17 protein-coding genes are annotated in these 16,133 nt (G+C 61.5%); 9 read left to right on the top strand and 8 right to left on the bottom strand.

Annotated elements, in window-relative coordinates:
- Positions 1-30: 30 nt before the first annotated feature.
- On the bottom strand, positions 31-1,455 hold the full coding sequence (locus AB4N48_RS04920) for a histidine kinase sensor domain-containing protein (RefSeq protein WP_460094899.1): 1,425 nt from the start codon (positions 1,453-1,455) through the stop codon (positions 31-33).
- A complete protein-coding gene (locus AB4N48_RS04915) occupies positions 1,442-2,164 on the bottom strand; it encodes a response regulator transcription factor (protein WP_460094898.1) in 723 nt (240 codons plus the stop codon). Before AB4N48_RS04915 ends, AB4N48_RS04920 begins: the two co-directional genes overlap by 14 nt.
- Before the next feature lie 206 nt (positions 2,165-2,370).
- On the opposite strand from AB4N48_RS04915, the gene AB4N48_RS04910 reads away from it, so the two are divergent.
- Both AB4N48_RS04910 and AB4N48_RS04905 read left to right on the top strand, forming a co-directional pair.
- Complete coding sequence (locus AB4N48_RS04910; RefSeq protein WP_460095548.1) at positions 2,371-5,124, top strand: response regulator; 2,754 nt, start codon at positions 2,371-2,373, stop codon at positions 5,122-5,124.
- Positions 5,125-5,205: 81 nt separating this feature from the next.
- The gene (locus tag AB4N48_RS04905; protein ID WP_460094897.1) at positions 5,206-6,195 is read left to right on the top strand and encodes a 2-hydroxyacid dehydrogenase; all 990 of its coding nucleotides are present in this window, start codon (positions 5,206-5,208) and stop codon (positions 6,193-6,195) included.
- 6 nt (positions 6,196-6,201) lie between these two features.
- On the opposite strand, the gene AB4N48_RS04900 is transcribed toward AB4N48_RS04905, so the two are convergent.
- Positions 6,202-6,660, bottom strand: a complete 459-nt coding sequence (locus AB4N48_RS04900) for a hypothetical protein (protein WP_310217775.1) — start codon at positions 6,658-6,660, stop codon at positions 6,202-6,204.
- Between the two features lie 134 nt (positions 6,661-6,794).
- On the opposite strand from AB4N48_RS04900, the gene AB4N48_RS04895 reads away from it, so the two are divergent.
- Positions 6,795-7,229, top strand: a complete 435-nt coding sequence (locus tag AB4N48_RS04895) for a hypothetical protein (protein ID WP_460094895.1) — start codon at positions 6,795-6,797, stop codon at positions 7,227-7,229.
- Positions 7,229-7,633, top strand: coding sequence for an META domain-containing protein (locus AB4N48_RS04890; RefSeq protein ID WP_073472192.1), 405 nt, complete (start codon positions 7,229-7,231; stop codon positions 7,631-7,633). The genes AB4N48_RS04895 and AB4N48_RS04890 overlap by 1 nt, the downstream gene beginning before the upstream one ends.
- Before the next feature lie 144 nt (positions 7,634-7,777).
- Here the strand turns inward: AB4N48_RS04890 and AB4N48_RS04885 are convergent, their stop codons facing one another.
- Positions 7,778-8,242, bottom strand: coding sequence for a TlpA disulfide reductase family protein (locus AB4N48_RS04885; protein ID WP_460094893.1), 465 nt, complete (start codon positions 8,240-8,242; stop codon positions 7,778-7,780).
- Between the two features lie 113 nt (positions 8,243-8,355).
- Between AB4N48_RS04885 and arsC the strand changes: the two genes are divergently transcribed.
- From arsC to AB4N48_RS04870, 3 genes are read left to right on the top strand one after another with little or no spacing between them, the layout of a single operon-like run.
- On the top strand, positions 8,356-8,709 hold the full coding sequence (gene arsC / locus AB4N48_RS04880) for an arsenate reductase (glutaredoxin) (RefSeq protein ID WP_460094892.1): 354 nt from the start codon (positions 8,356-8,358) through the stop codon (positions 8,707-8,709).
- Entirely contained in the window at positions 8,706-9,302 is a 597-nt protein-coding gene (wrbA, locus tag AB4N48_RS04875; protein WP_076563848.1) for an NAD(P)H:quinone oxidoreductase, read from the top strand. Before arsC ends, wrbA begins: the two co-directional genes overlap by 4 nt.
- Complete coding sequence (locus AB4N48_RS04870) at positions 9,302-9,727, top strand: DUF2069 domain-containing protein (protein ID WP_056788119.1); 426 nt, start codon at positions 9,302-9,304, stop codon at positions 9,725-9,727. The genes wrbA and AB4N48_RS04870 overlap by 1 nt, the downstream gene beginning before the upstream one ends.
- Before the next feature lie 88 nt (positions 9,728-9,815).
- On the opposite strand, the gene AB4N48_RS04865 is transcribed toward AB4N48_RS04870, so the two are convergent.
- Together AB4N48_RS04865 and ttcA are read right to left on the bottom strand one after the other, a co-directional pair.
- Positions 9,816-10,490, bottom strand: a complete 675-nt coding sequence (locus tag AB4N48_RS04865; protein WP_056788117.1) for a DNA-3-methyladenine glycosylase I — start codon at positions 10,488-10,490, stop codon at positions 9,816-9,818.
- 134 nt (positions 10,491-10,624) lie between these two features.
- Positions 10,625-11,449, bottom strand: a complete 825-nt coding sequence (gene ttcA / locus AB4N48_RS04860) for a tRNA 2-thiocytidine(32) synthetase TtcA (protein WP_024013975.1) — start codon at positions 11,447-11,449, stop codon at positions 10,625-10,627.
- 427 nt (positions 11,450-11,876) lie between these two features.
- On the opposite strand from ttcA, the gene AB4N48_RS04855 reads away from it, so the two are divergent.
- Together AB4N48_RS04855 and AB4N48_RS04850 are read left to right on the top strand one after the other, a co-directional pair.
- Complete coding sequence (locus AB4N48_RS04855) at positions 11,877-12,479, top strand: Yip1 family protein (protein ID WP_016773629.1); 603 nt, start codon at positions 11,877-11,879, stop codon at positions 12,477-12,479.
- Between the two features lie 148 nt (positions 12,480-12,627).
- Positions 12,628-13,122 carry a SprT family zinc-dependent metalloprotease gene (locus AB4N48_RS04850; protein WP_024013976.1) on the top strand — a complete coding sequence of 165 codons (495 nt, stop codon included), beginning with the start codon at positions 12,628-12,630 and terminating at the stop codon, positions 13,120-13,122.
- A 116-nt stretch (positions 13,123-13,238) separates the two neighbouring features.
- Here the strand turns inward: AB4N48_RS04850 and AB4N48_RS04845 are convergent, their stop codons facing one another.
- Both AB4N48_RS04845 and AB4N48_RS04840 read right to left on the bottom strand, forming a co-directional pair.
- On the bottom strand, positions 13,239-14,420 hold the full coding sequence (locus AB4N48_RS04845) for a CaiB/BaiF CoA transferase family protein (protein WP_150743503.1): 1,182 nt from the start codon (positions 14,418-14,420) through the stop codon (positions 13,239-13,241).
- A 145-nt stretch (positions 14,421-14,565) separates the two neighbouring features.
- A complete protein-coding gene (locus tag AB4N48_RS04840) occupies positions 14,566-15,900 on the bottom strand; it encodes a dicarboxylate/amino acid:cation symporter (protein ID WP_024013978.1) in 1,335 nt (444 codons plus the stop codon).
- Positions 15,901-16,133 lie beyond the last annotated feature (233 nt).

Below are 16,133 nucleotides of genomic sequence, written 5' to 3'. Positions count from 1 at the left end.
AGGCTCGCTCCCACAGGGGATGAATTTTGCTTATGCGATCTGCGGTGAATGCACAGCCATTGTGGGAGCGAGCCTGCTCGCGAAGGCGTCCGCATGGGCGACGCCATCATCCGCCAGCAAGCGCAAATTCAACCGCAGCCCCGCCCCGGTGTTTTGCGCCCAGAGCAACCCGCCCTGGCGCTGCACCGCATTACGCGCAATGCTCAAGCCCAGGCCAAAGCCACCATCCCCGGGTCTCGATCCGTCCAATCGAATGAACGGCGAAAAGATCCGCTGCAGATCTTCGTCAGCCACGCCGCCGCCCTGATCCTCAAGCCACAAATGCCAATACTCGCCATCGCGCCGTGCATCGAGCCGCACGATGCCGCCCTCGGGCGAGTGACGAATGGCGTTGCGCAGGATGTTTTCCAGCGCTTGCGCGAGGGTATTGAGGTTGCCGCGCACCCAACACGAAGCTTCGACCGAGCATTGCAATTGCAGGCTCGGCCAGCCGCTTTCATAACAGGCGTTGTCGGTGAGCATTTCCCACAGTGCCTGAATCTGGATCGCTTCATTTGGTAACGGCGAGCGGTCGGTGTCGAGCCAGGCCAGTTGCAGGGTGTCTTCGACCAGCCGCTGCATGCCGTCGACCTCGCGGCCGATGCGCTCGCGTAGCTGCGGCAGACCTTGTTCGCTTTCGCTGGCCACACGCAGACGGCTCAGCGGCGTGCGCAGTTCGTGGGACAAGTCGCGCAATAACTGCTGCTGCAAGGCGACGGTGGTTTGCAGGCGCTCGGACATGGAATCGAAGGCCCGCGCCAGTTCACCGAGTTCATCCGGGCGCTGGGTGATGCCGCTCGACAGGCGCACATTCAACTGGTCGGCGCGCCAGGCGTTGGCCTGTTCGCGCAGGTTGTTCAGCGGCACCACCAGCAGGCGATACAGGCCGACACAGAGCAACAGGGTGAACAGCCCGGGAATCACGCCGTTGGTGATCACCCGCCAGAACACCCGGTACTTGCCCGGAACAAAGCGCTCGGGCAACTCGATGACCAGAATGCCGGCGGCCGGATCCTGCGGGAACGGCACCCGCAGCCAAGGTCGGCCCTTCTTGTGGATCGGCCAGTCGAGGCCGCGCAGGAAGGTCAGGTGCTGCACCTCCGCGGCGTTCAACGGCTGGCTGCTCAGCGACTGCAAATCAGCGCCGATCACCCCGACCCAACTGGCCTCGCGCAATTCCATGCTCTGCAACCAGTCATCGACGCCATTGCGCCCGCCGCGCTGCCACGCCTGTTCGGCTTGCGCGGCATAACGGCTGAGGGTGCTGCGGGCGTCACTGGAGAGGAACTGATTGCGCTCCTCCATGTAGCGGCCCCACGACCAGCTCAGCCAGATCATCAGCAGACAGAACGCCACCAGCAGGCACGCCAGTTTCCAGAACAGCGAATGCCGCCCCGGCAGCTCAGACAGTTTCATTGGCGCCACTCAAGACATAGCCCTTGCCCCACACCGTGCGCACTTCGCGCTCGGTGTAACCGATGGCTTTGAGTTTGCGGCGGATCTGGCTGATGTGCATGTCGAGGCTGCGGTCATGCGCCGCAAAGCCGCGTTGCAGGACATGCTGATAAAGGAAGGCTTTGCTCAGCACCTCCTCGTTGTTGCGGTGCAGGGTTTCCAGCAGACGGAATTCGCTGCGGGTCAACCCGGCCGCTTGCTCGCCGAAGAACACGTCGCAGTGTTCGTCATCGAAACGCAGGGTGCCGCTGACCACCGCAGCGGTAACCGCAGGCGGGCGCCGATCCAGGGCCACCCGGCGCAGGATCGCTTCGATGCGCACATGCAGCTCGGCCATGCTGAACGGCTTGGGCAGATAGTCATCGGCACCGAGGCGGAAACCGCTGATGCGGTCGGCCTCGGCACCCAGCGCCGACATCAGCAACACTGGCGTCGAATGGCTCTGCCGCAATTGCGTCAACAACTGCAGACCATCGAGCCCCGGCAGCAGAATATCCATCAGCACTACATCGAAAGGCTGGCGCTGGGCGATGTTCAGACCTTCTTGGCCGTTCTGGCACCAGGTCACCTGAAAACCGCTGCGGCCCAGATGCTCGTGCACATACGCGCCGAGGACCGGGTCGTCTTCAATGGAAAGGATGCGTGGCTGGCAAACGGAAACAGGAGTCATGAGTATCTGCAAGTAATTCTCAGTTGGCGGATTATTCAAGATTGTCCGACAGCGGGCAACACAAGCTTGGCCTGTCGGACGAACGAGTGCGTCGGCGGCGCTGCATTTTCCGCAAGATTGCCCGCCTGCAAATCGCTACACTGCGCCCATGTCGCGTGCCGGATGCACGCATGTGTCAACAGATCAGCGGGATGCGGGAGATAGGCGTGCTCAAGAAACTGGGAATCAAAGGTCGCGTGCTGTTGCTGACCTTGTTGCCGACCAGCCTGATGGCGCTGGTGCTGGGTGGCTATTTCACCTGGACGCAGCAGACCGACCTGCACAGCCAATTGATGCAGCGCGGCGAAATGATCGCCGAGCAACTGGCGCCGCTGGTGGCGCCGGCGATGGGTCACGGCGACGCCGATCTGCTTGAACGCATCGCCACCCAGTCCCTTGAACAACCCGACGTGCGTGCGGTGACCTTCCTCGCGGCGGACCGCTCGCCACTGGCCCACGCCGGCCCGACCATGCTCAATCAGGCCCCGAGCGGCGACAGCGCGCTGCTGCAACGACGCAGCGGCAATGACGCGACGCGCTACCTGATGCCGGTGTTCGGCAAGCATCGCAACCTCGCCGGCGAAATCATTCCCGAAGAATCCGAACGCCTGCTCGGCTGGGTCGAGCTGGAGCTGTCGCACAACGGCATGTTGCTGCGCGGCTATCGCAGCCTGTTCGCCAGCCTGCTGCTGATCGCCGCCGGACTTGCTGGCGCCGCCCTCCTCGCGTTGCGCATGGGCCGCACCATCAACCGTCCGCTGAGCCAGATCAAACAAGCAGTTGCGCAGCTCAAGGACGGTCATCTGGAAACCCGCTTGCCGCCCCTCGGCAGCCAGGAGCTGGACGAACTGGCCTCGGGCATCAACCGCATGGCCGGCACCCTGCAGAATGCTCGCGAAGAATTGCAGCACAGCGTCGATCAGGCCACCGAAGACGTGCGGCAGAATCTGGAAACCATCGAGATCCAGAACATCGAACTGGACTTGGCACGCAAAGAAGCGCTGGAAGCCAGTCGGATCAAATCCGAATTCCTCGCCAACATGAGCCACGAGATCCGCACGCCGCTGAACGGCATTCTCGGCTTCACTCACCTGTTGCAGAAAAGCGAACTGACCCCGCGCCAGCTCGACTATCTGGGCACCATCGAAAAGTCTGCCGACAGCCTGTTGGGAATCATCAACGAGATTCTCGACTTCTCGAAGATCGAGGCCGGCAAACTGGTGCTCGATCACATTCCGTTCAACCTGCGCGACCTGCTGCAAGACACCCTGACCATTCTCGCCCCGGCCGCGCACGCCAAGCAGCTTGAGCTGGTCAGTCTGGTCTATCGCGACACGCCGCTGTCGCTGGTCGGCGATCCGCTGCGCCTGAAGCAGATCCTCACCAATCTGGTCAGCAACGCGATCAAGTTCACCCGCGAAGGCACCATCGTCGCCCGGGCGATGCTCGAAGACGAACACGAAGACAGCGTGCAACTGCGCATCAGCATTCAGGACACCGGCATCGGCCTGTCGAATCAGGATGTCCGCGCGCTGTTCCAGGCTTTCAGTCAGGCCGACAATTCGCTGTCGCGCCAACCCGGCGGCACCGGGCTGGGGCTGGTGATTTCCAAGCGCCTGATCGAGCAGATGGGCGGCGAGATCGGCGTCGACAGCACGCCGGGCGAGGGCTCGGAATTCTGGATCAGCCTGAGCCTGCCCAAGACTCGCGACGACGCCGAAGACCTGCCCGCCGCGCCATTGCTCGGACGCCGCGTGGCAGTACTGGAAAATCACGAACTGGCGCGTCAGGCCTTGCAACATCAGCTGGAAGACTGCGGACTGCAAGTTACGCCGTTCAATACTTTGGAGAGCCTGAGCAATGGCGTTACCGGCGCGCATCAGACCGATCAGGCGATCGATCTGGCGGTGATCGGCATCACCAGCAACGACATGCTCCCGGAGCGTTTGAATCAGCACATCTGGGACCTTGAACATCTGGGCTGCAAAGTGCTGGTGCTGTGCCCGACCACCGAACAGACGCTGTTTCATCTGTCAGTGCCCAACCCGCACAGCCAGCTGCAAGCCAAACCGGCGTGTACGCGCAAGCTGCGCCGGGCGTTGTCCGATCTGGTCAATCCGCGCCAGACCCGCAGCGAACCGGGCGAGCCGCTGTCCAGCCGTGCGCCGCGCGTGCTGTGTGTCGACGACAACCCGGCCAATCTGTTGCTGGTGCAGACCCTGCTCGAAGACATGGGCGCTCGAGTGCTCGCGGTCGAAAGCGGTTACGCGGCCGTCAAAGCCGTGCAGAGCGAATCTTTCGACCTGGTGCTGATGGACGTGCAGATGCCGGGCATGGACGGTCGCCAGACCACTGAAACCATTCGCCAGTGGGAAAGCGAGCGGCATTGCACGCCGCTGCCGATCGTCGCCCTCACTGCCCACGCCATGGCCAACGAAAAACGCGCGCTGCTGCAAAGCGGCATGGACGACTATCTGACCAAACCGATCAGCGAGCGGCAACTGGCGCAGGTGGTGTTGAAGTGGACCGGGCTGGCCCTGCGCAATCAGGCGCCGGAGCGCAACGGCGACAGCGCGGCGAGTCAGCAGGAACTGCCGGTGCTCGATCACGAAGAAGGATTGCGCCTGGCGGCGGGCAAAGCGGATCTGGCGACAGACATGCTCGCCATGCTGCTGGCCTCGCTGGAAGCCGACCGCGAAGCGATTCGCGCCGCCCGTGACAGCCACGACCATAATGCCCTGCTTGAACGCGTGCACCGTTTGCACGGCGCCACCCGTTATTGCGGCGTGCCGCAACTGCGCGCCGCCTGCCAGCGCAGCGAAACCCTGCTCAAGCAGGACGATCCGAAAGCCGCCGCCGCGCTGGATGAACTGGAGCGCTCGATCAATCGACTCGCGGCGCAGGCGCGCATCAGCGCCTGATCCACGGCAAGGCGCTGCACACGCAAAGCGCTACAGTTGTCGCGGGCAATTGCGGCCCGCGTCGATGTTCCAGGAGGATTCATGCGCACAATCTTTTTCAGCAGTCAGACCTACGATCGCGACAGCTTTCTCGGCGCCGACTGCCCGGCCGGGCTCGAATTGCATTTTCAAGCTGCGCGACTGAGCCTCGATACGGCGGCGCTGGCCGAGCAGCACGAGGTGGTCTGCGCGTTCATCAATGACGACCTCAGCGCCCCGGTGCTCGAACGCCTCGCGGCTGGCGGCACGCGGCTGATTGCCCTGCGTTCGGCCGGTTACAACCATGTCGACCTGCCGGCGGCGAAACGCCTCGGCCTGGCCGTGGTTCGTGTGCCGGCCTACTCGCCGCATGCCGTGGCCGAACATGCGGTGGCGCTGATCCTCGCCCTCAATCGTCGCTTGCACCGTGCCTACAACCGCACCCGCGAAGGCGATTTCAGCCTGCATGGCCTGACCGGTTTCGATCTGGTCGGCAAAACCGTCGGCATCGTCGGCACTGGGCAGATTGGTGCGACCTTCGCGAAAATCATGCACGGCTTCGGCTGTGAATTGCTGGCCTACGATCCGTATCCCAATCCCGAGGTGCTGGCGTTGGGCGCACGTTATCTGAGCCTGCCGGCGTTGCTCGCGCAATCACGGATCATCAGCCTGCATTGCCCGCTCAACGAGCAGAGCAAGCATCTGATCAATCGCGACTCACTGGCGCACATGCAGGCGGGGGCGATGCTGATCAACACCGGGCGTGGCGGGCTGGTGGACACGCCAGCGCTGATCGACGCGCTCAAGGACGGTCAACTCGGGTATCTGGGGCTGGATGTTTACGAGGAAGAGGCGCAGCTGTTTTTCGAGGATCGCTCCGACCTGCCGTTGCAGGACGATGTGTTGGCGCGTCTGCTGACGTTTCCCAACGTGATCATCACCGCGCATCAGGCGTTTCTGACCCGCGAAGCACTGGGCGCGATTGCCGCGACCACCCTGCACAACATCGCGACCTGGGCGGCAGGTGCGCCGCAGAACCAGGTCGAGGGTTGAACCGTTTTACTTGGACAGCGAAGACGCCAGGATCAGCAAGCCCAGCCAGCCAAAACCGAGCAGGCGCTGCTTGCTCGAATGGCCGTTGCGCAGCAGGAACCAGACGAAAAACGCTGGCAACAGAAACACCATGATTTTCAGCCAGCCCTCCACCGGGCGACTGCCATCGGCGTTGAGCGGTTGTTGTTCCTGGCGCGCCTGTTCCGCAGCCTGCTGACGACGGCGACGCCCCGCCGCTGCCGGCATCACTTTGGGTAAAGGCTCGGACACTGGCGGCACAACCGCCTCGGGCACTGCGTTGTTGCGTGGCAGGCTGCCGAAGGAAATCGTCGCGGCTTGCACCGGTGCCGCCGTCGATTGCGCCTGCATGGCGGCGTGCTCGGCCATCGGCGCGCCGCAGTGAATGCACACCAGCGCTTCGGAGCTGATGCTCCGCTTGCATTCATAACATTCGATCAGCGCCATGTTCCGTTCCTTCAGATTCGGGGGCCGGCAGTTTGCCATGACTGTCGGCGCATTTGAACCGGATCGAAGGTCGCACGCGTGCATCATTCTGCAATCGAGCCCGTGCTAGCATGTCGCGCATATTTGGAGGACCCATGGTCGAACACGATTTCCGCTACACCCTGATGAACCCGCAACACACCCTCACCGAATGCCGCGCCCTCGTTCCGGGCCGCTATCAGGTGACCGGTAACGGTGGCTCGATCCGCATCGGCGATGCCCTGTTGGTCACCCTCAAAGGCAGCAAGGATTTGTCCATGCGCCTGACCGTCGACACGGTCCGCCACTTGATCAATCCGCCAGGCCAATGGACCGCAATGACCACAGGCCCGGTGTTTGGCGAACTGGCCATTCACACCTGGCAGGTCAACTGCGACAGCTGCGCGAAAGAGCTGAGTTTCGAATTCGCCGTGGATGCCAAACTCGGCAAAACCGCCGAGAAACCCGCCGCCACTGCGCGCATCGCCGAGCTCGGCTGGAAAACCGCTGGCGACAGGCACCTGTGCCCGAAATGCCAGGAGCCTGCATGATGAAACGCCTCGCCCTGACCGCACTGATCGGTGTCGGCCTGGCTGGTTGCGCCGCAGAGCCGGTACAACTGCAGCACAACCGCAGCTACATTCTGGAATGGATCGGCGAGCGGCCACTGATGGATTACAGCCATTTGACCGTGACCCTCGGCGATGACGGCCGCGCCTACGGCAACGGCGGCTGTAATCATTGGTTCGCGCCGTACACGCAGGACGGCGACAAGCTGAGCTTCGGCAAGATCGGCAAGACCCGCAAGCTCTGCGCCCCGGCGCTGATGGAGCAGGAACAACGGTTCCTGCAGGCGCTGGAAAAAGTCGAGCGCTGGGACATTTCGCCCATCGAGCAGATACGCTTCTGGCCGGCTCAAGGCAAACCGTTGCGCTGGTGGCTGGAAGAGGGCTAAGCCCCTTCTGTGCCCACAGGGGTTACCTGTGGCGAGGGGATTCATCCCCGTTGGGCTGCGTAGCAGCCCTGAGTTTGCAGTTCGCCTGGAACTGCGCATGGGGCCGCTTCGCGACCCAACGGGGATGAATCCCCTCGCCACAGGTTACTTGTTCCGCAACGCCTCCAGCTTCGCCATCACCCCCGCCGCCGTCTGCTCACCCAGCAACTGCTCACGCACCTTGCCCTTGTCATCAATGATGAACGTCACCGGCAGCGCCTCACTGCGCGGCAGGTCGAACAGCTCGGCCGGATCCTGCGCCAGCACGGTGAACTTGATGCCGAGTTTTTCGCTTGCGTCTTTCAGCTCCGCGCCCTGCACGTTGTCGAAATTGACCCCGAACACCCCGACGTTCTTGCTCTTGAGCTCATCAGCCAAATGATTCAGCTCGGGAATTTCCGTGCGGCATGGGCCACACCATTCGGCCCAGTAATTGAGCACCACCCACTGCTTGTCCAGACGTTCGGACGCTACCTTCTGGCCGTTCTGGTCGATGCCGTAATCATTACCGCAGCCCCCCAGCATCAACGCCCCGAGAATCGTCAATGCCGCTGCCAATCGCCGTGTCATGTCGTGTTCCTTGTGAAAATTCGAAAGCGCCTGCGACCCATCGCCTCTGACGGTTCTGGATTGCGCGCCGCACAGTTAGAATAGCCGCCACTTTACGCCAGAAGCGACCCGCCATGACCGATCTGACGCTTTATCACAATCCGCGCTGCTCGAAATCCCGCGGCGCGCTGGAACTGCTCGAAGCCCGCGGCTTGCATCCGAATGTCGTGCGCTACCTGGAAACGCCGCTCAGCGCCGCGCAGATCAAGGCCCTGCTCGGCAAGCTCGGGATCAGCGCGCGACAGCTGCTGCGCAGCGGTGAAGAGGAATACAAAACCCTGAATCTGTCGGATGCCAGTCTCAGCGAGCAGCAGCTGATCGACGCCATCGCCACGCACCCGAAACTCATGGAGCGGCCGATTCTGGAAGTCGGCGACAAGGCCGTCATCGGTCGCCCACCGGAAAACGTGCTGGAGTTGTTGCCATGAGCACGCCGTACATTCTGGTTCTCTATTACAGCCGCAACGGTTCGACCAACGAGATGGCCCGGCAAATCGCCCGTGGCGTCGAGCAGGCTGGAATGGAAGCGCGTCTGCGTACGGTGCCGGCGATTTCCACCGAGTGCGAAGCAGTGGCGGCGGACATTCCCGCTGAAGGCGCGCTCTACGCCAGCCTCGATGATCTGAAGAACTGCGCCGGCCTCGCCTTGGGCAGTCCGACGCGTTTCGGCAACATGGCCGCGCCGCTCAAGTACTTCCTCGACGGCACCAGCAACCTCTGGCTGACTGGCGCGCTGGTCGGCAAACCGGCCGGCGTGTTTACCTCCACCGCCAGCCTGCACGGCGGTCAGGAAACCACGCTGCTGTCGATGATGTTGCCGCTGTTGCATCACGGCATGTTGATCACCGGCCTGCCCTACAGCGAATCGGCCCTGCTCGAAACCGAAGGTGGCGGCACGCCTTACGGGGCCAGCCATCATGCCGGTGCCGACGGCAAGAACGGTCTTGATCAGCATGAAGTGGCGCTGTGTCGCGCACTTGGTCTGCGCCTGGCGAAAACCGCACAGAAGCTGGTGGGCTGATGGCGAAGAAGCCGAAAGTCCTGCCCTCGATAGAGTGGCTAGAGCCACGGGTGAAGGCGATGCGCGTGCTCAGCCTGCTGAGCTTTTTCGCCCTCGCCGGTCTGCTCGCTGTTTATTACCTGCTGTTCGCCGATCTGCATGGCGCGCGGCCTTGGGTGATTCTGCTGGTCGAACTGATCCCGTGGCTGGTCCTCGCCCCGTCGATGATCATGGGCAGCGCCCGTGGCCATTCGTGGATGTGTTTTGTGGTGAACCTGTACTTCATCAAAGGCGCTCTGGCGGCGTACGACCCCAACCGGCAGCTGTTCGGCCTGCTGGAAATGGCCGCGAGCCTGGCGGTGTTCTGCTCGGCGCTGCTGTATGTGCGCTGGCGCTATCAGTTGAATCGCAAATTGGCTGGCGAAGGCGAGATCAGCGTCGCCTGACCAACCGCTTTCGCGAGCAGGCTCGCTCCCACAGGGAATGCATTCCAGAGGTGGGAGCGAGCCTGCTCGCGAATGCAGCGACGCGGTTTTAATGGTTGACGGTATAGGCAAGCATCATCGAAATCTGGCTCATCGGCCGTCCGCCACTCTGCTCATGCCACTGGTTGAACGCGTTCTGCACCGTCGCCAGATCGCGCTGGCTGGTCGGCACTTTGTCGACGATCTTCTGCGCATTAAGCGCCGCGACCACGTCGTAGCTCGGCACGAACGTGTCCTTGCCGACCATGCGCAAAAAGCGTGGCGCCGACAGCCCGCCGAGTTGGTGGCCGTGCTTTTTCAGGTACGTCCACAGGCCGACGATATCGGTCACCGGCCAGTCGGCGATCAATGCGCCGAAGCTGCCCTTGTCCTTTTCCACATCGAGAATGAACTGCGCATTGCGCGGCACACTTTTCAGCTTGCCCAGATGGCGGATGATCCGCGCGTCCTGCATCAGCCGCTCAAGGTGCTCGGCGCTCATCAGCACGACTTTTTCCGGATCGAACTTGAAGAACACCTCTTCGAACGCCGGCCACTTGGCGTCGACCAGGCTGTGCTTGAGCCCGGCGCGAAAAACCCGCAAGGCCATGGTCGAGAGATAGCGGTCATCGCGGATCTTGCGCAGTTGCGTGGGGGTCTTGGGAACGGGCAGATGGGCTTCCAGTTCAGCCGCCGAACCGAAACGGTTCAGACAGTATTCGTGCAGCCACTTGTAATCGCGCATGCCCTCTCCTATTGAATGAAGCGAAGAAACCAATGTGGGAGCGAGCCTGCTCGCGAAGAGGGAGTCTCAGTCAACCAATCAGTTGAATGACACACCGCTTTCGCGAGCAGGCTCGCTCCCACATTTGAAGGTGTTTACAGATTGACGACGTTAACGAAGCGCGAAGCTGCAGTCTCGTCGATCTTCAGGCTGGTGAAGTCGAACAGGTTGCGGTCGGCCAGTTGCGATGGCACCACGTTCTGCAGGCTGCGGAAAATCGATTCGGTACGGCCCGGGGTCTTGCGATCCCAGTCCTGGAGCATTTCCTTGACTACCTGGCGCTGCAGGTTTTCCTGCGAGCCGCAGAGGTTGCACGGGATGATCGGGAATTGCTTCAAGTCCGAGTAGGCCTGAATGTCCTTCTCGTTGCAGTACGCCAGCGGGCGAATCACCACGTTGCGGCCATCGTCGGCGCGCAGCTTCGGCGGCATCGCTTTCAGGGTGCCGTTGAAGAACATGTTGAGGAAGAACGTTTCGACGATGTCGTCGCGGTGATGACCGAGGGCCATTTTCGTCGCGCCGATTTCGTCAGCAAAGGTGTACAGGGTACCGCGACGCAGGCGCGAGCACAGCGAACAGGTGGTCTTGCCTTCCGGCACCAGTTCCTTGACCACCGAGTAAGTGTCCTTCTCGACGATGTGGTACTCGATGCCCAGTTCTTTCAGGTAGGCCGGCAGCACGTGCTCAGGAAAGCCCGGCTGTTTCTGGTCCATGTTCACCGCGACGATGTCGAACTTGATCGGTGCAACCTTCTGCAGGTGCATCAGCACGTCGAGCATGGTGTAGCTGTCCTTGCCCCCGGACAGGCAGACCATGACCTTGTCGCCGTCTTCGATCATGTTGAAATCGGCGACCGCTTCGCCGGCCAGGCGGCGCAGGCGCTTTTGCAGTTTGTTCTGGTTGACCGTAAGAGTGCCCATGACGCGAAATCCGTGAGGTGTGACGAAAGGCCGGCATTTTACGCAAAAACCCCGGTAGCGCGAAGCATCTGTGGCGAGGGGAATTATCCCCGCTGGGTTGCGAAGCAGCCCCAAAACCTGGGAACTCGTAATGCCTGACACTGCGCGCTGAATGGGCTGGCGACTGCTGCGCAGCCGAACGGGGATAAATCCCCTCGCCACAAAAAGTGTTTCAACCCCAAAAATGCCTTCCCGCGCAAGACCCCGAGGCGATTATCCATCCCGTTTACAGCGCGATTTGCTCTAAGCCCGGCATACCGGTGCGTTGGAGTCCTTTCTATACTGCGACATAAGGTCGCACACATCTGAAGACCTGTATTTGCTCGGCCATCTTGGCCCGTAGGCGCTCCGTTGGGGGGCGATGGCAATGACAAGAGGAGTGAATGGCATGATCCATCACGTAGTGGGACTGTTTACCCACCCCGATCAGGAATGGAAGGAGATCCGTGGCGACCAAGAGGAAAGCATCAGCCACATGTACCTGACGCATACGCTGATTCTAGCGGCGATCCCCGCTGTTTCGGCGTTCATCGGCACGACCCAGGTCGGCTGGGTGATCGGCAATCGCGCGCCGGTGATGCTCACATTCGAAAGCGCCTTGTGGATGACCATTATGTCGTACCTGGCGATGCTCGGCGGGGTCGCGGTGATGGGCGCTTTCGTGCACTGGATGGCGCGCACCTATGACGCCAATCCAAGCCTGGCCCGTTGCGTGGCGTTTGCCACTTACACGGCGACACCGTTGTTCGTCGGCGGCCTGGCGGCGCTGTATCCGCACATGTGGCTGGGGATGATCGTCGGCACGGCCGCCATCTGCTACACGGTGTATCTGCTGTACGTCGGCTTGCCGACGTTCATGAACATCCCTTCGGATGAAGGTTTTCTGTTTTCCAGCTCGGTGCTCGCGGTTGGGCTGGTGGTGCTGGTGGCGATCATGGCGTTCACCGTGATTGTCTGGGGCCTGGGTGTCGGCCCGGTCTATACCAACTGACCTGTTTCCTCCCTGAGAAAAACAACATCTGCCAATACAGGCCGCCGCAAGGCGGCCTTCTCGTTGGGGCGACGACCATTCGGCAGGTCGGCGATTCGCAAGTCGCCGGGGTTGCGGCATACTCGGCGTCTCTGGAGATCCATCAAGCATGCCCGAGCAACTCAATACCCGCGTCGAAGATTGTTACCAACTCGCTGAATCCTTTTTCAAACGTTCCTTCAAACGCCCCGTGGTCAGTCTCAAGCTGCGCGGGCAGAAAGCCGGTGTCGCGCATCTGCACGAGAACCTGCTGCGCTTCAACCCGCAGCTGTACCGGGAAAACACCGAACACTTCCTCAAGCAGACCGTGGCCCACGAAGTCGCCCACCTGATCGCTCATCAACTGTTCGGCGACCGCATCCAGCCCCATGGCGAGGAGTGGCAACTGATCATGCGCGGCGTCTACGAACTACCGCCGGATCGCTGCCACACCTATGAAATCAAGCGGCGCAGCGTGACCCGCTATATCTACAAATGCCCGTGCCCCGACAGTGATTTCCCGTTTACCGCCCAGCGTCATGGCCTGGTGCGGCAAGGGCGGCGGTATTTATGCCGGCGTTGCCGCAGTACGCTGGTGTTCAGTGGTGAGATGCGGGTGGAATAGTCAGTTCCTGCGGTGCCCTGACTGGCCCTTTCGCTGGCAAGCCAGCTCCCACAGGTTTTGTGAACACCTGGGAACCTGTGGGAGCTGGCTTGCCAGCGATGAGGCCGTTACAGGCGCTAAAGAATGACTTTGGCGCGACGCAGGTCTTCAATTTTCGAAGGGCTAAGTCCCAACTCCCCCAACACCTCGTCCGTATGCTGCCCCAACCCCGCGCCAACATGCCTTGGCGCCGGCAATGCTTGAGAGAATTTCAACGGACAGGCCATCTGCGCCTGCGTCGTACCATCGCCGCGCGGCACCTGGGTCACCAGCTCCCGCGCCTGTAACTGCGGATGGCGCAACGCCTCGCCCAGACTCAGTACCGGCTCGACACAGGCATCGACCCCGGCGAACAATTCACACAGTTCTGCAAAATCGTGCCGCTCGAATTCGATGCGCAACGCCTCTTTCAAGGCTTGTTGTTGCTCGGGCCTGGGCGACAACCCTTGCGCCGCCAGCTCCGGCCGGCCCAGCGCCGTGCACAATTGCTGCATGAAGGCCGGCTCCAGACTGCCCACCGACATCCAGCGCCCATCCCGGGTGCGGTAATAATCGTAAAAGCTGCCGCCATTGAGCATCTGATCTTCGCGGCCCGGTTCCGCGCCGCAGGCCAGATAGCCAGCGCCGGCCATGGCGTTCAGGCTGAACGCGCAGTCGGTCATGCTCACATCCAGATGGGTGCCCTGCCCGGTTTGCTGACGGGCAATCACCGCTGCCAGCAAGCCGATCACGCCGTGTAGCGAGCCGCCCGCCACGTCTGCCACCTGCATGCCCAGCGGCAACGGCCCGCTGTCGGCGCGACCGGTGTAGCTAGCCAGCCCGGCCAGCGCCAGATAGTTGATGTCATGCCCGGCGCGCTCCTTGTACGGCCCGGTCTGGCCGTAACCGCTGATCGACACATAAATCAGCTTTGGATTGATCGCTTTCAACGCTTCATAACCCAGGCCCAGACGCTCCATCACCCCGGGGCGAAACTGCTCGAGGACGATGTCGTACTCGCCCAGCAGTTGCTTGATGATCTGCAGCGCTTCGGGCTGTTTCAGGTCCAGCGCCAGACTGCGCTTGTTGCGGTTCAGATAAGCGTGGCTGGCTGAGACCCCGCCATCATGCGGCGGCAGCACCCGCAGCAGATCCATTCGCGTCGGCGATTCGATGCGCAGCACCTCGGCGCCCATGTCCGCCAGCAGCAGCGAGGCGAACGGCCCCGGCAGCAAGGTCGAGAAATCGAGAATCTTCAGTGAGGCCAGCGGTGCAGACATGGGCGAACTCCTTGGGCGATGTACTCAGCCTAGGCAGCCATCGGCGATGCGGCAATCACCGCAAATGTCAGCAGGTGTGACCGTTGCGCTCAAATTCCGGGCAAGAAAAAACCCGCCGAAGCGGGTTTTTCTGTGCAAGCGATGCTTACTTCACATTGCTCGGGGTTGGGCCTTCAGCCACACCCAGGTCGTCTTCTTCACGCTCATCGGAGATACCGCGACCGCCGGAAGCCAGCTCGGTCTGCAGTTGATCGGTGTCCAGCTCCTTGACCCACTTGGCCACGACGATGGTCGCTACAGCGTTACCGACCAGATTGGTCAGCGCGCGGGCTTCAGACATGAAACGGTCGATACCGAGGATCAGCGCCAGACCGGCAACCGGCAGGTGACCTACGGCCGACAGCGTCGCGGCCAGAACGATGAAGCCCGAACCGGTCACACCTGCCGCGCCTTTGGAGGACAGCAGCAGCACCAGCAGCAGAGTGATCTGGTGGGTGATGTCCATGTGCGTATCAGTCGCCTGAGCGATGAACACGGCGGCCATGGTCAGGTAGATCGAAGTACCGTCGAGGTTGAACGAGTAACCGGTCGGGATCACCAGACCCACGACGGATTTCTTCGCGCCCAGACGCTCCATCTTGATCAGCATGCGTGGCAGTGCCGATTCCGACGAGGACGTACCCAGTACGATCAACAGCTCTTCACGGATGTAGCGCACCAGTTTGAACACGCTGAAACCGTGAGCCCGGCAGATCGCACCCAGCACCAGCACGACGAACAGGACGCAGGTGATGTAGAAGCAGATCATCAACTGGCCCAGTTGCACCAGCGAGCCGACACCGTAGGCACCGATGGTGAACGCCATGGCACCGAACGCACCCAGTGGCGCCAGTTTCATGATCATGTTGATGATGTTGAACATCACGTGGGCGAAGCGATCGATCATGTCCAGCAGCGGACGGCCGTACGAGCCGAGGCGATGCAGGGCGTAGCCGAAGATCACCGAGAACATCAGCACTTGCAGGATGTCACCGGTGGCGAACGCGCCGACGATGGTGTTCGGGATCACATTGAGGAGGAAACCGACAATGCTCTGGTCTTTACTGGCCGTCACGTAGGTGGCGATTTTCGAGGCGTCCAGGGTGGTGACGTCGATGTGCATGCCGGCGCCCGGTTGCACAACGTTGACCACGACCAGACCGATCAGCAGGGCAATGGTGGAAACGATTTCGAAGTACAGCAGCGCGTAGCCGCCGGTCTTGCCTACCGACTTCATGTTCTGCATGCCGGCGATGCCGCTGACAACAGTACAGAAGATGATCGGGGCGATGACCATTTTGATCAGCTTGATGAAGCCGTCACCCAGTGGCTTGAGGGCCACACCGGTCTGCGGATAGAAGTGACCAAGCAGGATGCCGATGGCGATGGCAACGATCACCTGGAAATACAGGGATTTGTACAGTGGCTGACGAGTCGTCATTGCAGGTTTCCTCAAGCGTCCAGCGGCAACATCCATCTGTCGAGCGCCGAACCTTAATTGCGAACCCTCCTGCACTGGAGGGATTTGTTGTTGGAACGGCATTTTTCCCGGTCGGAGAATGCACGCTTCTGTCGCTTGTATCGCAAACGTCGTGCCAGATTGGTGCGAATGGCAGCAAGCCTTTTGATATCAGGGCCTGCGGGATTTTCCTGTCACCAAGCAGCGACTTGAGT

It is taken from the genome of Pseudomonas sp. S2_C11 (assembly GCF_054668395.1).
Note: the sequence above shows the minus strand (reverse complement) of the source record. Positions and strands in the feature narration are given on the sequence as shown.